This is a genomic window from Pararhizobium qamdonense (assembly GCF_029277445.1).
Taxonomy (GTDB): Bacteria; Pseudomonadota; Alphaproteobacteria; order Rhizobiales; family Rhizobiaceae; genus Pararhizobium; species Pararhizobium qamdonense.
Genome location: NZ_CP119566.1, coordinates 3,330,575 through 3,347,292 on the forward strand (window position 1 = coordinate 3,330,575; position 16,718 = coordinate 3,347,292).

Below are 16,718 nucleotides of genomic sequence, written 5' to 3' on the forward strand. Positions count from 1 at the left end.
TCGCCGGTCCGCCGGTTACTCGATGACGGCGCAGGCAAGCCTGTCGCCGGCATCGCCGGACGGCTGGCTGCGATTGTCATCCGACTTCGCATGCACCATCAGCGCCCGGCCGCGAATGCCGTTTTCGGCATTGTCGAGCACCACCATACTGTTGAAAACCTGGGCGCGCATGACGCCATCCGCGCCGACATACTGATTGGGCATATCACCGGCATGCGGGCCATTCGCCGCGAGGAACCCATGCTCGGTCTCGCCGGGATTGAAATGCTTACCGGCCGATTCGTGATTGTGCGCTGCGTCGCATTTGCCGGTTTCATGCACATGGAAGGCCACCCATTTTCCCGGCGGCAGGTTTGTCACTTCCACCTCGATCAGCACACCGTTCTTGCCCTGCGTCAGCGACGCCCGTCCGGTTTCCTTGCCATCCTTCCCGACGAAATTGGCGACCGCCGTCTGCGATGACGGTTGTGCAAAGGCGGCACCCGTCGTGACGAGAACCATGGCGAGTGTGGTGATCAGGCGTTTCATGAGAGAGTCCTCCGGTGGGGTGATGTCCTCAAGATGCAACGCCTGATGACGCCGGCGGTTCCATCATCAACCGCAGCGCACCTCTCACTTGCAGCAAGCGCCGGATCAGAAAATCCGCACCGCCGATGTGGCGATGATGATAAGCGCAACGGCAATCATCAGCGGCCGCACCGGCAAGTGCTTGACGACAAGCGCGCCGATCGGGGCCGCGAGCACGCCACCAATGACGAGACCGATGGCGGAGCCCAGATCCGACCAGCCGAGCGTCATCACGAAGGTCGCCGAAATCGTCAGGGTGACGGCGAATTCGGTGAGGCTGGTGGAGCCGATGACCTTTTTCGGATCATGGCCACGGCCGATCAGCGAGGTCGTGACGATCGGTCCCCAGCCACCGCCGCCGGCCGCATCCAGCGCGCCGCCGCCAAGACCGATGAACGGCACCGCCCAATCACGGACCTCGCGCAGCCAGAGCGGACGGAACGCCTTGAACAGGATATAGACGCCGACCAGCACCAGATAGGCCGAGACGAACGGCTCGATCATCTCGCCATCGACATTAGAGACGCCATAGGCACCCAGCGCGCCGCCGATCATGCCGGCCGGCGCTAAACGCGCAACAAGGCGCCAGTCGATATTGCGCTGGTAGGTATGGGAGGCGCCGGAGGCGGCAGTGGTGAAAATCTCGGCGATATGCGTCATGGCGCTCGCCGTTGCCGGCGGCATGCCGACGGCGAGCAGACTGGTGGTGGACAAAAGACCAAAGGCCATGCCGAGCGCGCCATCGACCAATTGCGCGAAAAAACCGATGACGACGAACATCCAGAAATCTGCCGGCACGAACAATCCTTCTTCAAATCCAACCGTTTAAAACCCGGCTTATTTGCGCCAACACTGTCCTATAGGTAAAGGTTCCAGAACGGCAATTCACAAGCGCTGTGCGATAAAGGAGGCACCCATGACGATGATCGCTCTTCTCCTTGCGGGTACGCTTTTGACGGCACCTGAGGACAAGCCGGCCATCCCGAATTATTTCGATGGCAACGGGGCTTCCGGCCAACCGGTGATCTCAGAGTGTAATCTCACCAGCGATGACGTGAATGGCCAATTCAAAACCTGCCGTTACGATTGCGGCAAGACGCTGACCATCGGCGCACATGTGGTCTGCCCTTTCATCTTGCAGCGGTAGGAGATCAGCGATGACGGCTTTCGATTGGCATGCCGATGCAATCAGCCGCGATACGCCGGTGACACCGGCCTATCGCAACACGCAAAATGTCCGCCGTTTTCTGACTGCAGAATGCGGCGCGGGATTTGTGTTCGACCGCGCCTTCATGGCCTTTATCAAGGACGGCACGGAAAAGACGATGGGCGACGTCGCCGACGAATGGACACGCCGTCACGCCGGGTGACGCGTCTTACCTAGCCGATGACCACGTCCAGCCCGATATCCAGCGTCGGGGCGGCCATGGTGATCTTCGAGGTCGAGATGTAATCGACGCCGGTTTCGGCAATGGCGCGGATGGTCTGGATATTGACATTGCCGGAGGCCTCCAGCCTGGTCCGGCGCGGATCGGCGGCATAGGCCTCGGCTGAGAGCTGCCAATGGGCGGCATTGAGGGCAACGGCCTGGCTGAGCAGGTCCGGCCCCACATTGTCGAGCAGGATGACATCGGGACTGGCCGTCAGGGCCTGGCGCATCTGGTCGAGCCCATCGACCTCGACCTCGATCTTGACCAAATGGCCGCAATAGGCGCGCGCGGCATGGACGGCGGAGGCGACGCCGCCGCAGACGGCGATATGATTGTCCTTGATCAGGATCGCGTCATCCAGGCCATACCGATGGTTGGAGCCGCCGCCCAGACGGACCGCATATTTCTCCAATGCCCTGAGCCCTGGAAGGGTTTTCCGCGTGCAGCAGACTTTGGCACGGGTATGGGCGATTTCGTCTGCGAATTTCGCGGTATAGGTGGCGACGCCGCAGAGATGCATGAGGAAATTCAGCGCCACACGCTCGGCCGACAGGAGGCCACGGGCCTTTCCGGAGATGCGTGCCAGCGCCGTGCCGGGCCCGATCCGGTCGCCGTCCGTCACGAAGGCCTCGAAGCCGATCGCCGGATCGATCAGGCGAAAGGCAGATCGGGCAAGCTCCATGCCGGCGACCACGCCATCTTCACGGGCGTTCATTGCGGCAGTTGCGGTCCTGTCCGGCGCGATCGTCGCATAGGTGGTGATATCACCGGCGCGGCCGAGATCTTCCAGAAGCGCAGCGCGGACCTGGTCCTCGATCATCAGGGCGGGCAGTTCGGGGCGAAGGGCGGTTGGGGTCATGGCTCAATATTTCCGGTTTCGAACTGGGCGGCGTTCCTCTTCTCCTAAGTGGGGAGAAGTGCCGAGCGGATGCGAGGCGATGAGGGGCGGCACGGCACATTTCGCGTGTTTGGCCCCCTCATCCGCCCTTCGGGCACCTTCTCCCCGATGGGGAGAAGGGGAATTCTACGTGCTTTCCATTTCTGTCACCTCCGCCACAACGCGGTCCGCGTCTGCGAGGGTCAGGAAGGTCCGGTGCTTCCATTCCGGGCGCGCGTCGGGGCAATCGGAGCGGTAGTGACCGCCCCGGCTTTCGGTGCGCAGGTAAGCGCCGGTGGCGATCAGCTTGGCTGTCGTGACGATATTGCTGAAGCGCAGCCGGGTGTTCTGGCGTTCCAGATTGGCAATCGCCCGGATGGCCTTGACCAGCGTCTCGCGGCTGCGGATCACGCCGACATGATCGCTCATGACATGGCGCAGCGCCGTCAGCGGCGGGCTGTCTTCCAGCGTAACCGGATCGTCGTTTTCACCGGCATTGTCGCCCCAGCCGGTGATCTTCGGCTCCGGCAGCATGCCCTTGATGTTTTCGGCAATGCGGGCGGCAAAGACCACCGCCTCAAGCAGAGAATTGGAGGCGAGCCGGTTGGCCCCGTGGACGCCGGTGGAGGTCACCTCGCCTGCGGCCCAGAGGCCATCGATCGAGGTTCGGCCTTCCGCATCGGTGAGCACGCCGCCCATATGGTAATGCACTGCCGGAACCACCGGGATCGGCTGCGTGACGGGATCGATGCCGGCCGACATGCAGGAGGCGTAGACGGTCGGGAATGCCTGCGGAAAATGGGCGCCGACCGCCTTGGTGCAATCGAGAAATGCGCCGCGCCCGGCCTGAACTTCGGCAAAGACGCCGCGCGAAACGATGTCGCGCGGTGCCAGCTCGCCGTCCGGATGGATATCCAGCATGAAGCGCTTGCCTGCCGCGTTGATGAGGTGCGCTCCGTCGCCGCGCAACGCTTCGGTTGCCAAAGGTGCGGGATCGCGGCCGATATTGATCGCCGTCGGATGGAACTGGATGAATTCCGGATCGGCGATGATGGCACCGGCGCGCGCGGCCATGCCGACGCCTTGGCCGCAGGCCTCGGTCGGATTGGTGGTGACGGAAAACAGATGGCCGACGCCGCCCGAGCAGAGCACGACGGCGCGGGCCGGAAACGACACGCGCTTCTTCGACTGGCCCGCATCGGGGCGGGCGATGACGCCTGAAATGAACCGGCCCTGGCGCACCAGTTCCTCGACGACATAGCCTTCCAGCACGCGGATCGAGGGCGTGTTGCGCACGGCCGCGATCAGGGCTTCCATGATCGCCTTGCCGGCCATGTCGCCCTTGACGCGGACGATGCGGCGCTCGGAATGGGCGGCCTCGCGCGACAGGAGAAGCTGACCCTCAAGGTCGCGATCGAATGGCACGCCATAGCCGAGCAGGTCATGGATACGGGCCGGGCCTTCGGCCACCATCATCCGCGTCATCTTTTCATCGACGATCCCCGCACCGGCAATCAGCGTATCGGCAACATGCTTGTCGACGGTATCGCCAAGCCCCATGGCAGCCGCAATGCCGCCTTGCGCCCAGGCCGACGAGGCACCATGGCCAATCGGCGCGGCCGCCAGCACGGTGACGGGACGCGGGCTGAGTTTCAGCGCGCAAAAGAGCCCGGCCAGGCCACCGCCGACGATAACGATATCGTCAATGCCGTTGAAGGACTGCGGGCGGAAATGATCAGTGAGCATGGGTGCTGTCTCCGCTCCTGCCAGACCTGTGAGGACGGCAGGGATCGCGCCTTCTGCGCGGCTTCAGGGGCGCTTGCAAATCATACAAGCAATGGTAGATTTTTTCCGTTACCAACAACACATGCGAAGGTTGAGCATGCAGCCACCGGCCGACCCCGCGCTCAGCGGATACAGCGCCGTCTTTGCCTGGCTGGCGGGCGCGGAAGGAGATACGTTCCTTGCAGCCATCGTTGTCGCCCTGCTTTCGGGCTCGATCGGCGCGTTGGGTTATTTCGGCAAGGTGATTCTGACGGCAATCCTTGCGCGCCGCGAAGACAGGAAACTGTTCCGCAACGCCACGGCTCTTTTCAAGAACGACGTCGTCATCCGCGGCCATGACTTCAAGAACAGCCACAGCGACGATGCCTTCGACATCATGGTTCAGCAGATCATCGATGGCCCGGACGACTTTAAGTTTTCCGTTCCCTCTTCGGACGATTCCGAGAGCGAGGAGATGATGAAATTCATCCACCGCATGCATCCGAACCAGGCACGGCTGATCCGCACATATATTCTCTACAGCAAGCTTCAGGGTTCCACGGCGGTGGTGCTGTCCTCCAGCCTCGCCGAATTTGACAAGCCGCGCAAGCTGCGCGCTCTGGCGAGCTACAGGGAAACGTCGCAGCTCGTCGATTATCTGGGAATAAAAGTGCTCAAGGATTTGAACCGGGACTGGTGGGAGCCCCATCCAGACCACGTTTTCGATCATATTCTTGCAGAAATGACGGCCCTCGACACCAGCCGCAAAGCGTTCGTCGATATCAAAATGAGGCTGTTGCAGCAGGCGCCCAAAAGCAGCCTGCCGGTTCAGAGCAACGGCGGTAGCGGACCCGACACGATAGACCTCCAGGACTTCATTAAAGCTGCTCATAAGATAGCAAACGCCTATCGTTCGTTCAACTCTTCAAATTGATCATGCGCTCGACAGCCAGCCTTGCGCGGCCGGCAATTGCCGGATCGACCAGGACTTCCTCCGTCATGAACAGCAGGCTGTCGAGGATCTTCGGCAGCGTGATGCGCTTCATGTGCGGACAGAGATTGCAGGGCTTGATGAAATCGACGCCGGTAATCTCGGCCTGGATGTTGGAGGCCATCGAGCATTCGGTGACGAGCAGCACGCGTGGCGGGCGCTTGTCCTTGACATAATTGATCATGCCGGCCGTCGATCCGGCGAAATCGCAGACGGCGATCACGTCCGGGTGACATTCCGGATGGCCGATGATCTCGATGGTGGGATCGGCTTCCTTGTAAGCGAGCAGTTCGGCCGCTGTGAAGCGCTCGTGCACTTCGCAATGGCCCTTCCAGGTGAGGATCTTCTTGTTGGTCTGCTTGGCGACGTTCATGGCCAGGTATTCGTCGGGGATGCACAGGACCGTGTCGCTCTCCAGGCTTTCGACCACGGCGAGCACATTGGACGAGGTGCAGCAGATATCGGTCTCGGCCTTCACATCGGCCGAGGTGTTGACGTAGGTGACGACCGGCACGCCGGGATAGCGCTGCTTCAACAGGCGCACATCCGCGCCGGTGATCGATTCCGACAACGAGCATCCGGCCCTGCCATCCGGGATCAGCACGGTCTTTTCAGGATTGAGCAGCTTGGAGGTCTCGGCCATGAAATGCACGCCGCACTGGATGATGATCTCGGCATCGACCTTGGTGGCGTCGCGGGCGAGCTGCAGGCTGTCGCCGACAATATCGGCAACGCAGTGGAAAATATCCGGCGTCTGATAGTTATGGGCGAGGATAACGGCGCCGCGCTCCTTCTTCAGCCGGTTGATGGCATGGACATAGGGCGCATAGACGGGCCATTCGAAGGCGGGCACGAACTGCTTGACGCGCTCGTAGAGATGGGCCGTCTCGCGGGCGATCTCCGGCGTGAATGTCAGGTCCGGCCGCTCCAGGATGCCGAAACGTTCGGCGGCGGTTCTGACCGCACCCGACGCTTCAAGGCTCACCGTGCTCTGTGCAATGGTCATCGTCCTGCTCCTCTTGCCGCCCCTCCGGCGGCAGACCTATTTTGCTCAAAATGAGCATAATAGGATCAAAACAAAACCGGCATCGCCGGTGCATCAGATTTAAAAGGTTTTGTGACGGTTTTCAAGAATGCCCTCCCGCTATTTCTGCGGGAGTGCACAATTCGTGCGTTCAAGCGATGGCCGGGCGGGCGACCGGCTTTTCCTGGATCGGCCAATGGACGATGGCGGCGAAAATGCCGAGCACCACGCCGAACCACCAGACCGGATCGTAGGAGCCGAAATGATCATAGAGATAGCCGCCCATCCAGACGCCGAGGAACGAGCCGACCTGGTGCGACAGAAACACGATGCCGCCGAGCAGGCCGAGATGGCGCGTGCCGAACATGATGGCGACGAGACCGTTGGTCGGCGGCACCGTCGATAGCCAGAGCAGCCCCATGACGGCGGCAAAGATGATGACCGATGCCGGCGACTGCGGCAAAAGCAGGAAGGCGGAGACGACGATCGAGCGGCCGATATAGATCCATGCCAGGAACTGGGGCTTGGAATAGCGCTGACCGATAAAACCGGCGGCCAGCGACCCGATGATATTGAAGAAACCGATGAGCGCCAGCGCAATCACCGCATAGCGCGCATCGATGCCGATATCGCCGATATAGGCCGGGAAATGCGCGGTGATGAAGGCCACCTGATAGCCGCAGACGAAGAAGCCGGTGATCAGCAGCAGGTAGCTCTTGTGACCCAGCGCTTCCTTCAGCGCCTCGCCGATCGACTGCTTGTACTGCGCTTCCTTCTGCGTGCCGGAGGATGAATTGCCGCGCAGCGGGATGGCAAACAGCGGCACGAGCAGCATCAGCGCGCTCATGTAGATCAGGCTGTCCGACCAGCCGAAGGCTGAAATCAGCCCCTGGCTCAAAGGCGCAAACAGGAACATGCCGGCAGACCCGGCGGCCGTGCAGATGCCGAAGGCCATGGAGCGTTGCTGCGGCGTGACGTTGCGGGCAAAGGCCGAGAGGAGAATGCCGAAGGAGCCGGAACCGACGCCCAGCCCGACCATGACGCCGCCGCCGATATGCAGCCAGATCGGCGCATCGGCATAAGCCATGATGATCAGGCCTGCGGCATAGACGAGGCCGGAAAAGGCCAGCACCCGCCAGGAGCCGTATTTATCGGCAATCGCCCCGAAGAAGGGCTGGCTGACGCCCCAGGCGAGATTCTGGAAGGCCATGGCGAGACCGAATGTGGTGCGGTCCCAGCCGGTATCGGCAAGCATCGGCAGCTGGAAGAAACCCATGGCCGAACGCGGCCCGAATGTCAGAACAGCGATGAGGGAGCCGGCAATGATGATCAGCCAGGGCAGACCTGGATTGGCGGTGGGCGTCCGGGTTGTGGACGCGGTGGAAACGGCGGACATTCAGCGACTCCATAGGATGGGAGTTGCAATCTACGCCGCAGCACACCGTTAAAAAAGCGAAATAAAATGACCTTGCGATCAGCCGGATTGATGGATGACCGGCAGGGCTCAGTGGCGCGTGAGGAAACGGGTGCGGCAGTGCTGTTGTCAGCGCATCGTCAACGTCGTGAAACGGCAGTGAATACCGGCAGACGAGACACGCGGTCGGACGCCACCTGGCGGATCGGACTACGCCCTGATCTTCATCGGCCACCGGTCGCTGCGCTCCGTGACGATCCGCATTCCGTCGCCGAGATGGATGGTGCCCACGGTGCGTGGCACGGCATTCCAGCCGAACAGGACGCCAGGCACGCGGCGGTCGGCCGACATGCGCTTTTCAGCGAGCCCCTGGATCGGATTGCCGCCGATGCGCTCGCCGGTCACCTGGTCCTGCGTCGTCATGATGCAGCGGGCGCAGGGCTTGACGAGATCGAAGGTGATGCCGCCGATCTCGACGCTTTCCCAGACGTCTTCTTCCCAGGGCGCGTCATTGTCGATGAGGATATTGGTGCGGAAGCGGTCCATGCCGACCGGCTCCTGCCCCTTTGCGACCAGCGTGACATTGAGATCGGCGAGCGACGCGGTGGTGGTGATCAAGACCGGAAAGCCGTCGGCAAAGCCGACGGGTGCTGCCTCGCCTGCCCATTCCTCGCCCACCAGGCGTTTCGCCCGCTCGTCCATATGCACGAGCTTGACTGCGCGGCCGAACCAGCCGGACAGCGTTTCGTTGACGCTGTCTTCAGACACGGCGGCATTGACCTCGCTATCCCAGACGCGGACATCAAGCCGTCTTGCGGGATCAAATATGACGTTTGCCGTGCGCGTGCCCAGGGTCAGATGCACGCCGCCGGTCATCGGCTTGGCCTCGACCTGCGCCAAAAGCTGCAATTCGCGTTGCGTGATAAATTTTCCATCGGGATCAACCAGCATGAAGCGCCGGTCTCCGGCCAGTCCGTCTTTTTGGACCGAAACCGAGGTCTGGGCGATGGCGCGGCCGCTTTTCAGCGGATGGATGTTGAGACCGGTCACCTTCATATCGTCACTCCCAGGCGTTTATAGTGTGATTCAAGCGTATCGCAGATTGATTCCGGCAAGCCGGACAACGCATTGTTCCGGCTAGATTTCTTCGAGCATCATGGAAAGCACCGTGCGCAGTCTTTCCTGCCGCTGCCTTGCCAGCGCGCGGCCTGCTGCCGTCTGGAAACCGTCCGTCAGCTTGAACAGTTTGGTTTCGAAATGGTCGATCGCAAAGGCCTTGTCGTCCAGAGGGCGGTTTTCCGCCAGCGGGTCCAGCGGATCATAGAGCCCGCTTCCCATCCGCCCGGCAATATAAAAGCAACGGGCAGCGCCGATCATGCCGATCGCATCCAGCCGGTCGGCATCCTGCAGGATTTTCGCCTCCAGAGTTTCCGGCGGAATATTGGCGGAAAAGCTGTGGGTGATGATCGCATGCGCGACGGCTGAGATTTCCATGGTGCGCCAGCCCAGCGCATCCAGCACCTCGAAAGCCTTTTCCGCCGCCAGCCGCGACGCCCTCTCGCGATCCGGCGCATTCTTTTCCACCGCGACGCAATCATGCAGCAGGACGGCGGCCGCGATCAGCCGCAGGTCGCCGCCCTCGGAGCCATGGATGCGCAGTGCATTCTTCCAGACCCGGATGAGATGGGCGGCATCATGCGAGCCGTCATTGCCGGAGAAGGCATGAGGCAGCAACTGTTCCGCAAGGACCTGGTAAGGCGCGAAAGCGGCGGAAAGCAAGGCAGTTTGGCTCATGTCAAATCCATGCAGAAAGACCCGTTTCCCTTGATGGCGTCAGCCAGTCTGGCCAGACTGCGCCTCGATGTCCACCGGCGTATCCTGTTGCGATGTGGCCTTGCCCGACAGGATCTTCTGGTAGAACAGCCCGATGCCGATCAGCACAGCGCCAAGGCCGATGAAGGACAGGGCGCGCAGGAAGCCTTCGAGATTGGCCATGTCGATCAGGAACACCTTCAGCACCGCCACGAAGACCAGGACCGCCGAGGCGATGCGGATGCTCTTGGCATTGAAGCGGGAGCCCAGAACCAGGAGCAGGACGCCGAGCAGCAGCCAGACGACGGAATAGGTATAGGTCTCGCCCGCCAGAAACCCCTTCCAGTCGGCAATGTTCTGGCCCTGCCAGAAACGCCGCACCGAGAGCGTCGCCCAGGCAAAGACGAGCACGGCGGCGGCAACGGCCAGAACCGTCACATAGGGCACGGGCCGCTTGCCGTTTGCATACCAGGCAAGACCGGCATAGCCCAATCCGGGCAGCAGATAGCCGATCAGCAACAGATCGAAGAACGGTATGGAACCGAGCAGTTCGCCGCTGAAATAGGGATTGAGGCCGATCAGATGGGCGCCCAGGATCGACAGGATCGACAGGACGCCGATGGCCATGCTGCCGTAGCGGAAGACCGGGCTTGGCGACTTGCGGTCGAGCGTCATCAGGATGGCGGAACCGCCTATGGCAAGCAGCGTGTAGATCGACTGTTCCCCAAGCGTCGGCACGGAACTGTCGAGCACGCCGCCGTTCATGGCATGGCGCACGAGGATGGCGACCGTCAGCAGCACGAACAGGCTGGCCAGCGCCTGCAACAGGTTGCGCACGCGCAGATCCGGCCAGCGCCGGAGCTCAAAGGCGCTGAGCACAAGCAGCAGCGCCGGAATGCCGTAGCCGGCGAGAAGTGCGTTGAAAACCGGGGTGCGGCCAAGATTGAGCGCGCCGACGATGGTCGGCTCCCAGGCGATGCGGGCAAGGACGATGACGGCGGCACCCACCATCATCCAGGGCAATGCCGGCCAAACGCGCACCCGTGTTGCCGCAACATAGGCGGCGCCCACGAGTGCGATCAGGATCGTGGTCGCAAGACCGTCCGTCAACGCATGCAGCGCAATGACGATGAGGCCGAGAGAACCGGCGACCAGGAATGCCTGCGGCAGATCGAGGCCCTCGCCCTCCGCCTTCTTGCGCGAAAACCACTCGGCGAGGCCGAGAAGGGTAAGGCCAACCGCCAGCGCAAACAGGCCATGCGGCAGATCGAATGTCAGGTTGCCGGTCATCAGCAGCGACATGCCGGTGAGCGCGATCGGCACGATGGCCGCAATCGCGGCCCAGATCGTTGCCAGCGGCGGCCGTCCGTTTCCATGCCGCTGAATGGCGAAAGCGCCGAGCGCCACGAAGACGCAGGAGAGTGCCATCGCGGCCAGCATCGCGGTGTGGCCGGAAATCGCGAAGGTCACGATATGACCGGGGATGGTCGGGTCGATATAGGTCAACAGGCCGCTCAGCGCCGTCATGCTCCAGACACCGACAATGGCAACCACGGCCGACAGGATGGCGGGATAGACGGCATAACCGCGCGATGCGCCAAGGGCTGCAAGAGCGGTCACGACAAGGCTGAACGCCACGACGGGATAACCGGAGGCGGTGGCAAGCGGGCTGATCATCGCCAGCGCCGTCAGCAGCGCGGAAATTCCGGCGGTGACCGTGACGGCGGCAAAAGGCGGCGTCATGATGCGCTCAAAGGAGAAACGCGTTTTCGCAGGCGGCTGACCGGTCTCCTCAGGCTCGTTTTCTGCGCCGTCAGCGACATGGCCGGGCCAGATGAAGGCGATACCGGCGATCATCACCAGCATGATCAGGGTCACCGGCCGGGTTTCAAACGGTGTCGACGAGGCGATATAGGCGAGCGCCCAGAGGCTCAGGCCGATATTGGCCATCGACGGCACGACGGTCCAGCGGCGGATGCGGGCGGCGAGCAGAGTGGCAGTCCAGGCGACGGCGAGAAATCCGAACAGGCTCCAGGGGCTGGGGCTTTCGGACGAGACCAGCGCCGGGGTGATCAGCGAGGCGAGCAGTCCGAGACCGGCCAGCGCCTGCCCATGCAAAAGCGACAGACCAACGGTGGCAAGCGATACGAGGGCCAGCAGCACGAAAGCCGTCACCGGCCCGATGAAACCATAAACACCATGGGCGGCGTAGCAGACGCCGAACAACGTCACCGCGCCTGCAGCCGTCAAAATACCGGGGATCATCGCGTTCTGGAACGCATCTGCGACCAGCGGCACCGCGCGGCGGCGCACGAACTCGCCGATCGCCATCAGCACCAGACCGAACACGGCTGCCATGGACAGGCGCACGGCGGGGCTCAGCAATCCGGCGTCGATGGAATATTTGACCATGAAAACGCCGCCGAGCGCCAGCGCGATACCGCCGACCCAGACGGCCCAGCGGGCGCCAAGGCGGCTTTCGAGGCTTTCCTTCTGGCGGGGCACGACCGCATCGATGGCGGTTGCTGCACGCGCACGGGCGCTGACGGGTTCGCCACGCGATGCCTTTTCGACGGCGTCCTGGCTGGGTGGCGGTCCGCCGAAAATGGCATCGCCCTTGCTGATTTCAGACATCTGCCGGGTTTGCGACCGTGTTGCCTCCAGCGGCTCTGCCACATCCTGCGGCACCTGCGGCTGAGCGGCGGCTTCAACATTCGCATCGGCGGCCGGGGCCGCATAAGCGGCGGGGGCAACCGGACGGACTGCCTCAAGCTGCGCCACCTGTTCCTTCAGCGCGGCGATCTCGCCATCCAGCCTTTCGGCAATCTTGCGTCCGTTGAGAAGCGCTGCGAGCGCTAGACCAAAAGCAACGAAAGCAATGACTTCGAGCATGTTTTCTCCCTGGCACCGGAACCGGCGCAATGCTCCCGACCATACAGCTTTTCAACCAAAGGCCAAATCGGAGACGGCTGAGCCCGGCAATCTCTTCACGGGATAATTGCCAAATTTTGATCATTTTCGGATAAATCTTTAAGAGACTGCAACCGCACCCGGCCGGCTGGACCGGTCAGAGCCTATCGCATCAGGTTTTCGATCGGGAAAATGGCGCAGGTTTCCGTGCCATGCGCCAGAAGCTTGCCATTCCTGTCCGTCAGCCGGGCTTCCGAGGTGGCGAGCGTGCGGCCGCGATGGACAATCTTGCCTTCGCAGTAAACCTCCCCCATTCCGGGCAGCAGCGGGCGCACGAGATTGACCTTGAACTCGACCGTCGTATAGGCCTCGCCCGGCTTCAGCGTCGTCATCACGGCGCAGCCGAGTGCTGAGTCCATGATCGTCGCCGCCCAGCCGCCATGCACGGTGCCGAGCGGATTGAGATGCTCGGCGGATGGCAGGCCTGTAAAGACAACCCTGCCCTCCTCGACCTCGGTCAATCCGAACTTGAGGGTCGCGGCCATCGGCGGTGCCGGGTGCACGCCCGCCAGAAGATCGCGCATCGCCTTCAGCCCGCCATCGCGCGCCACAATGTCAAGCGGCACCGTGCCGATGCCGGACACGGTCATTCCGGGGTAGAGTTCGATGCTCATGCGGTCGGAATTCCTGATGGCGGGAGCGTGGCGCCTTGCGGCTTCAAGGCCTTGAGTGCGGCCTGGACGAAACCATCGCGGGCGGCTGAAAGGCCAAGGCCGCGCGGCTCGTAGACATGGCGGTGGAGAAAGAAGGCCGTCATGCGGAAGGCGGCGGCCAGGCTGTCATAATCGGCGGCACCGCCATCGGCCAGAAAACCCGGCAGCGCCAGCATCTTGCCGGCGTAGGGCGCGCCGGCAGTGCGGCTGACGGCACGGCCGGATTTCGGCGAGACATAGATCAGGTCCTCGCGCGTGCCGGTTGCGGCACATTCGGCAAGGTCCAGCCCGAAGCCGAGATCGTTGAGGACGGCGATCTCGAAGCGGACGAACAGTTCGCCCGCGTCGCTCGGATCGTGCAGGTTTTCCAGGATGACATCGAGCGCTTCATAAAGATGCGGATGCGGATCGCGCTCGGGCAAAAGCCGCAGGAGCGCGCCCATGGCCTGGACGCCATAGACCGAGGTTGCCGCTTCCATCAGCCGGGCGGCGCGGAGCCGGACCGGCTCCATTTTGAATTCGCCGAGATGCTCGTCAAGCCGTGCGCGCCAGGTGACCTCGACCTCGTTGCCGGGCTGCAGCACCGGCTGCATCGTCCGCGACCGGCCACCGCGCACCAGCCCGAGATGGCGGCCGCGCGCACGCGTCATCACCTCGGCGACGACGGAGGTTTCCCCGTGACGCTTGACGCCGATGATGATGGCCTGATCGCTCCATTGCATGTCTTCAGTTTTACCCCTGGCGGCAGGCGAAGACAATCCGGACGAAATCCGGTTGCCGGAGGTTCCGCAACCGGACGTCCCGATGATCAAATTCCTATTTCCGCTTCATGGCCTCGGCGAGTGCCGCGCCAAACGCACCTTGCGACGGGGCCTGCGGCTTCTGCTGCTGAACCCGGGACAAGGTCTGGCGCGCCTGTGCGGCCGCCTTCGGATCGTTCTTCATCTCGCGCCCGCCTGACTCTGCGGCACCTTCCTTGCGCATGGTGAGCGCGATGCGCTTGCGGGGGATATCGACCTCGGTGACGCGCACCTGCACGACATCGCCGGCTTTCACCACCTCATGCGGGTCCTTGACGAAACGGTCGGCGAGTTGCGAGACATGCACCAGCCCGTCCTGATGCACGCCGATATCGACGAAGGCGCCGAAGGCGGCAACGTTGGTGACGGTGCCTTCGAGCAGCATGCCCGGCTTCAGATCCTTGATGTCATCGACGCCATCGGCAAAGGTGGCCGTCTTGAAGGACGGGCGCGGATCGCGGCCGGGCTTTTCGAGTTCGGCAAAAATGTCCTTGACGGTCGGCAGGCCGAAGCGCTCATCGACGAAGGTTTTCGGATCGAGGCTCTTCAGCGCGGCATTATCGCCCATGATGGCGCGCAGATCGCGGCCGCAGGCGGCAACGATCTTCTTGGCCACGCCATAGGCTTCCGGATGGACCGAGGACGCATCAAGCGGCTCCTTGCCATCGCGGATGCGCAGAAAGCCGGCGCATTGTTCGAATGTGCGGGCGCCGAGACGCGGCACTTTCATCAGTTCCTTGCGGCTGGTGAAGGCGCCGGTCGCATCGCGATGGGCGACGATGGCTTCGGCCGAGGACTTGCCGAGACCGGAGACGCGGGCCAGCAGCGGGGCGGACGCCGTATTCAGATCGACGCCCACCGCATTCACCGCATCTTCGACGACGGCTTCGAGCGAGCGGTTGAGACGGCCCTGATCGACGTCATGCTGATACTGGCCGACGCCGATCGATTTCGGCTCGATCTTCACCAGTTCGGCGAGCGGATCCTGCAGGCGGCGGGCAATCGAGACGGCACCGCGCAGGGAGACGTCAAGGCCTGGAAATTCATCGGCAGCGGCCTGCGATGCGGAATAGACCGATGCGCCCGCTTCCGAAACGATAACCTTGGTTGGCTTGGGGCCGGCCGGCAGTTGCGTCAGCATATCGGCGACCAGGCGTTCGGTCTCGCGGCTGCCGGTGCCGTTGCCGATGGCGATCAGTTCGACCTTGTGCTTGCGGATCAGGCTTGCCAGTTCGGCCTGCGTGCCGCGAATGTCGTTCTTGGGCGGGAAAGGATAGACGGTCGTGGTTTCCAGCAGCTTGCCGGTACCATCGACGACGGCCACCTTGACGCCGGTGCGGATGCCCGGATCAAGGCCCATCGTGGCGCGCGATCCGGCGGGGGCTGCAAGCAGCAGGTCCTTCAAATTGCGGGCAAAGACGTGGATCGCCTCCTCTTCGGCCCGCTCGCGCAATTCGCGCATCAGGTCGAGCGACAGCGATAGAGAGAGCTTGACGCGCCAGGTCCAGCCGATCATGTCCATCAGCCACGTATCGCCAGGCAGCGTGCCGCCGACCTTGTAGACGGCGGCGATGGTACGCTCGACGGGCTTGACCGGGGACGTATCGTCGAGATCGACAACGATATCGACGGAGAGGAATTCCTCGTTCCAGCCGCGCAGCATGGCCAGCGCGCGGTGCCCGGCCACCGTCGCCCATTTTTCCGAATGATCGAAATAATCCGAAAACTTGGCGCCGGCCTCCTGCTTGCCCTCGACAACCTTGGAGCGGATCTGCGCCACCTGGCGCATATGGGCGCGCAGCCGGCCGAGCAGATCGGCATTTTCGCTGATACCTTCGGCAATGATGTCACGGGCGCCGTCGAGCGCTGTTTTTACATCCGGCACGTCGGCGGTGATATAGGCGCCGGCGCGGTCTGCGGGTGCAATCGCGCGGTCGGCCAGGATGGCTTCGGCAAGCGGACCCAAGCCACGTTCGCGGGCAATCTCGGCCTTGGTGCGGCGCTTGGGCTTATAGGGCAGATAGATGTCTTCCAGTTCCGCCTTGGTCGTCACCCCGGCGATCTTGGCTTCCAGCTCCGCCGTCAGCTTGTCCTGGCTGCGGATCGAATCGAGGATCGAGGTCCGGCGCGCCTCGAGTTCACGCAGATAGACCAGCCGTTCGGCGAGATTGCGCAGCTGCGTATCGTCCAATCCGCCGGTCACTTCCTTGCGGTAGCGGGCGATGAAGGGAACGGTCGCACCCTCGTCCAGAAGCTCGATGGCTGCGATCGCCTGGGCGGGCGTCGCCTTGATTTCCTGGGCGATGAGGACAGCGATGGATTTTGATGGCAGGGACATGGCATTCCGTGGTTTGCGGTGATTTGGCGGGAACCATAGATGCACATGCCTTCAAGGCCAAGTGAAGGCGCAAGCCGT

General features: G+C 62.7%; 15 protein-coding genes. 3 read left to right on the forward strand and 12 right to left on the reverse strand.

Going from position 1 to position 16,718, the window contains the following annotated elements:
- Positions 1–15 precede the first annotated feature (15 nt).
- Positions 16–501, reverse strand: coding sequence for a superoxide dismutase family protein (locus tag PYR65_RS16270; RefSeq protein WP_276121080.1), 486 nt, complete (start codon positions 499–501; stop codon positions 16–18).
- A 132-nt stretch (positions 502–633) separates the two neighbouring features.
- On the reverse strand, positions 634–1,347 hold the full coding sequence (locus PYR65_RS16275) for a sulfite exporter TauE/SafE family protein (protein WP_407951335.1): 714 nt from the start codon (positions 1,345–1,347) through the stop codon (positions 634–636).
- 136 nt (positions 1,348–1,483) lie between these two features.
- Here PYR65_RS16275 and PYR65_RS16280 point away from each other — a divergent pair, with 136 nt between their 5' ends.
- Both PYR65_RS16280 and PYR65_RS16285 read left to right on the forward strand, forming a co-directional pair.
- Complete coding sequence (locus tag PYR65_RS16280) at positions 1,484–1,714, forward strand: hypothetical protein (RefSeq protein WP_276118719.1); 231 nt, start codon at positions 1,484–1,486, stop codon at positions 1,712–1,714.
- 10 nt (positions 1,715–1,724) lie between these two features.
- The gene (locus tag PYR65_RS16285) at positions 1,725–1,937 is read left to right on the forward strand and encodes a DUF6434 domain-containing protein (RefSeq protein WP_060641380.1); all 213 of its coding nucleotides are present in this window, start codon (positions 1,725–1,727) and stop codon (positions 1,935–1,937) included.
- Between the two features lie 10 nt (positions 1,938–1,947).
- Here PYR65_RS16285 and nadC read toward each other — a convergent pair whose 3' ends face one another.
- Both nadC and PYR65_RS16295 read right to left on the reverse strand, forming a co-directional pair.
- Positions 1,948–2,856, reverse strand: coding sequence for a carboxylating nicotinate-nucleotide diphosphorylase (gene nadC / locus PYR65_RS16290; RefSeq protein WP_276118720.1), 909 nt, complete (start codon positions 2,854–2,856; stop codon positions 1,948–1,950).
- 165 nt (positions 2,857–3,021) lie between these two features.
- On the reverse strand, positions 3,022–4,620 hold the full coding sequence (locus tag PYR65_RS16295; protein ID WP_276118721.1) for an L-aspartate oxidase: 1,599 nt from the start codon (positions 4,618–4,620) through the stop codon (positions 3,022–3,024).
- On the opposite strand from PYR65_RS16295, the gene PYR65_RS16300 reads away from it, so the two are divergent.
- Complete coding sequence (locus PYR65_RS16300) at positions 4,619–5,572, forward strand: hypothetical protein (protein WP_276118722.1); 954 nt, start codon at positions 4,619–4,621, stop codon at positions 5,570–5,572. The genes PYR65_RS16295 and PYR65_RS16300 overlap by 2 nt on opposite strands.
- Here the strand turns inward: PYR65_RS16300 and nadA are convergent.
- The 8 genes from nadA to PYR65_RS16340 all read right to left on the reverse strand — a co-directional run bounded on the left by nadA (position 5,556) and on the right by PYR65_RS16340 (position 16,640).
- A complete protein-coding gene (gene nadA, locus PYR65_RS16305; protein ID WP_060641384.1) occupies positions 5,556–6,635 on the reverse strand; it encodes a quinolinate synthase NadA in 1,080 nt (359 codons plus the stop codon). The genes PYR65_RS16300 and nadA overlap by 17 nt on opposite strands.
- Positions 6,636–6,804: 169 nt before the next feature.
- Complete coding sequence (locus PYR65_RS16310; RefSeq protein ID WP_276118723.1) at positions 6,805–8,049, reverse strand: MFS transporter; 1,245 nt, start codon at positions 8,047–8,049, stop codon at positions 6,805–6,807.
- 228 nt (positions 8,050–8,277) lie between these two features.
- Entirely contained in the window at positions 8,278–9,123 is an 846-nt protein-coding gene (locus tag PYR65_RS16315) for an MOSC domain-containing protein (protein ID WP_276118724.1), read from the reverse strand.
- A gap of 81 nt (positions 9,124–9,204) precedes the next feature.
- Entirely contained in the window at positions 9,205–9,861 is a 657-nt protein-coding gene (locus PYR65_RS16320; RefSeq protein WP_276118725.1) for an HD domain-containing protein, read from the reverse strand.
- A 39-nt stretch (positions 9,862–9,900) separates the two neighbouring features.
- Positions 9,901–12,771 (reverse strand): DUF2339 domain-containing protein, encoded by a 2,871-nt coding sequence (locus PYR65_RS16325; RefSeq protein WP_276118726.1) that lies wholly within the window; start codon positions 12,769–12,771, stop codon positions 9,901–9,903.
- A gap of 182 nt (positions 12,772–12,953) precedes the next feature.
- Positions 12,954–13,463: a PaaI family thioesterase gene (locus tag PYR65_RS16330; protein WP_060641389.1), complete on the reverse strand. Its 510-nt coding sequence runs from the start codon at positions 13,461–13,463 to the stop codon at positions 12,954–12,956.
- Positions 13,460–14,224, reverse strand: a complete 765-nt coding sequence (gene recO / locus PYR65_RS16335) for a DNA repair protein RecO (RefSeq protein WP_276121081.1) — start codon at positions 14,222–14,224, stop codon at positions 13,460–13,462. The genes PYR65_RS16330 and recO overlap by 4 nt, the downstream gene beginning before the upstream one ends.
- A 94-nt stretch (positions 14,225–14,318) precedes the next feature.
- Positions 14,319–16,640, reverse strand: coding sequence for a Tex family protein (locus PYR65_RS16340; RefSeq protein WP_276118727.1), 2,322 nt, complete (start codon positions 16,638–16,640; stop codon positions 14,319–14,321).
- Positions 16,641–16,718: the final 78 nt, after the last annotated feature.

Bases quoted from the DNA above. Each gene is read 5' to 3' on its own strand.
- PYR65_RS16270 (WP_276121080.1), bottom strand. From the start codon at position 501: ATGGTTCTCGTCACGACGGGTGCCGCCTTTGCACAACCGTCATCGCAG.
- PYR65_RS16275 (WP_407951335.1), bottom strand. From the start codon at position 1,347: ATGTTCGTCGTCATCGGTTTTTTCGCGCAATTGGTCGATGGCGCGCTC.
- PYR65_RS16280 (WP_276118719.1), top strand. From the start codon at position 1,484: ATGACGATGATCGCTCTTCTCCTTGCGGGTACGCTTTTGACGGCACCT.
- PYR65_RS16285 (WP_060641380.1), top strand. From the start codon at position 1,725: ATGACGGCTTTCGATTGGCATGCCGATGCAATCAGCCGCGATACGCCG.
- nadC (WP_276118720.1), bottom strand. From the start codon at position 2,856: ATGACCCCAACCGCCCTTCGCCCCGAACTGCCCGCCCTGATGATCGAG.
- PYR65_RS16300 (WP_276118722.1), top strand. From the start codon at position 4,619: ATGGGTGCTGTCTCCGCTCCTGCCAGACCTGTGAGGACGGCAGGGATC.
- PYR65_RS16295 (WP_276118721.1), bottom strand. From the start codon at position 4,620: ATGCTCACTGATCATTTCCGCCCGCAGTCCTTCAACGGCATTGACGAT.
- nadA (WP_060641384.1), bottom strand. From the start codon at position 6,635: ATGACCATTGCACAGAGCACGGTGAGCCTTGAAGCGTCGGGTGCGGTC.
- PYR65_RS16310 (WP_276118723.1), bottom strand. From the start codon at position 8,049: ATGTCCGCCGTTTCCACCGCGTCCACAACCCGGACGCCCACCGCCAAT.
- PYR65_RS16315 (WP_276118724.1), bottom strand. From the start codon at position 9,123: ATGAAGGTGACCGGTCTCAACATCCATCCGCTGAAAAGCGGCCGCGCC.
- PYR65_RS16320 (WP_276118725.1), bottom strand. From the start codon at position 9,861: ATGAGCCAAACTGCCTTGCTTTCCGCCGCTTTCGCGCCTTACCAGGTC.
- PYR65_RS16325 (WP_276118726.1), bottom strand. From the start codon at position 12,771: ATGCTCGAAGTCATTGCTTTCGTTGCTTTTGGTCTAGCGCTCGCAGCG.
- PYR65_RS16330 (WP_060641389.1), bottom strand. From the start codon at position 13,463: ATGAGCATCGAACTCTACCCCGGAATGACCGTGTCCGGCATCGGCACG.
- recO (WP_276121081.1), bottom strand. From the start codon at position 14,224: ATGCAATGGAGCGATCAGGCCATCATCATCGGCGTCAAGCGTCACGGG.
- PYR65_RS16340 (WP_276118727.1), bottom strand. From the start codon at position 16,640: ATGTCCCTGCCATCAAAATCCATCGCTGTCCTCATCGCCCAGGAAATC.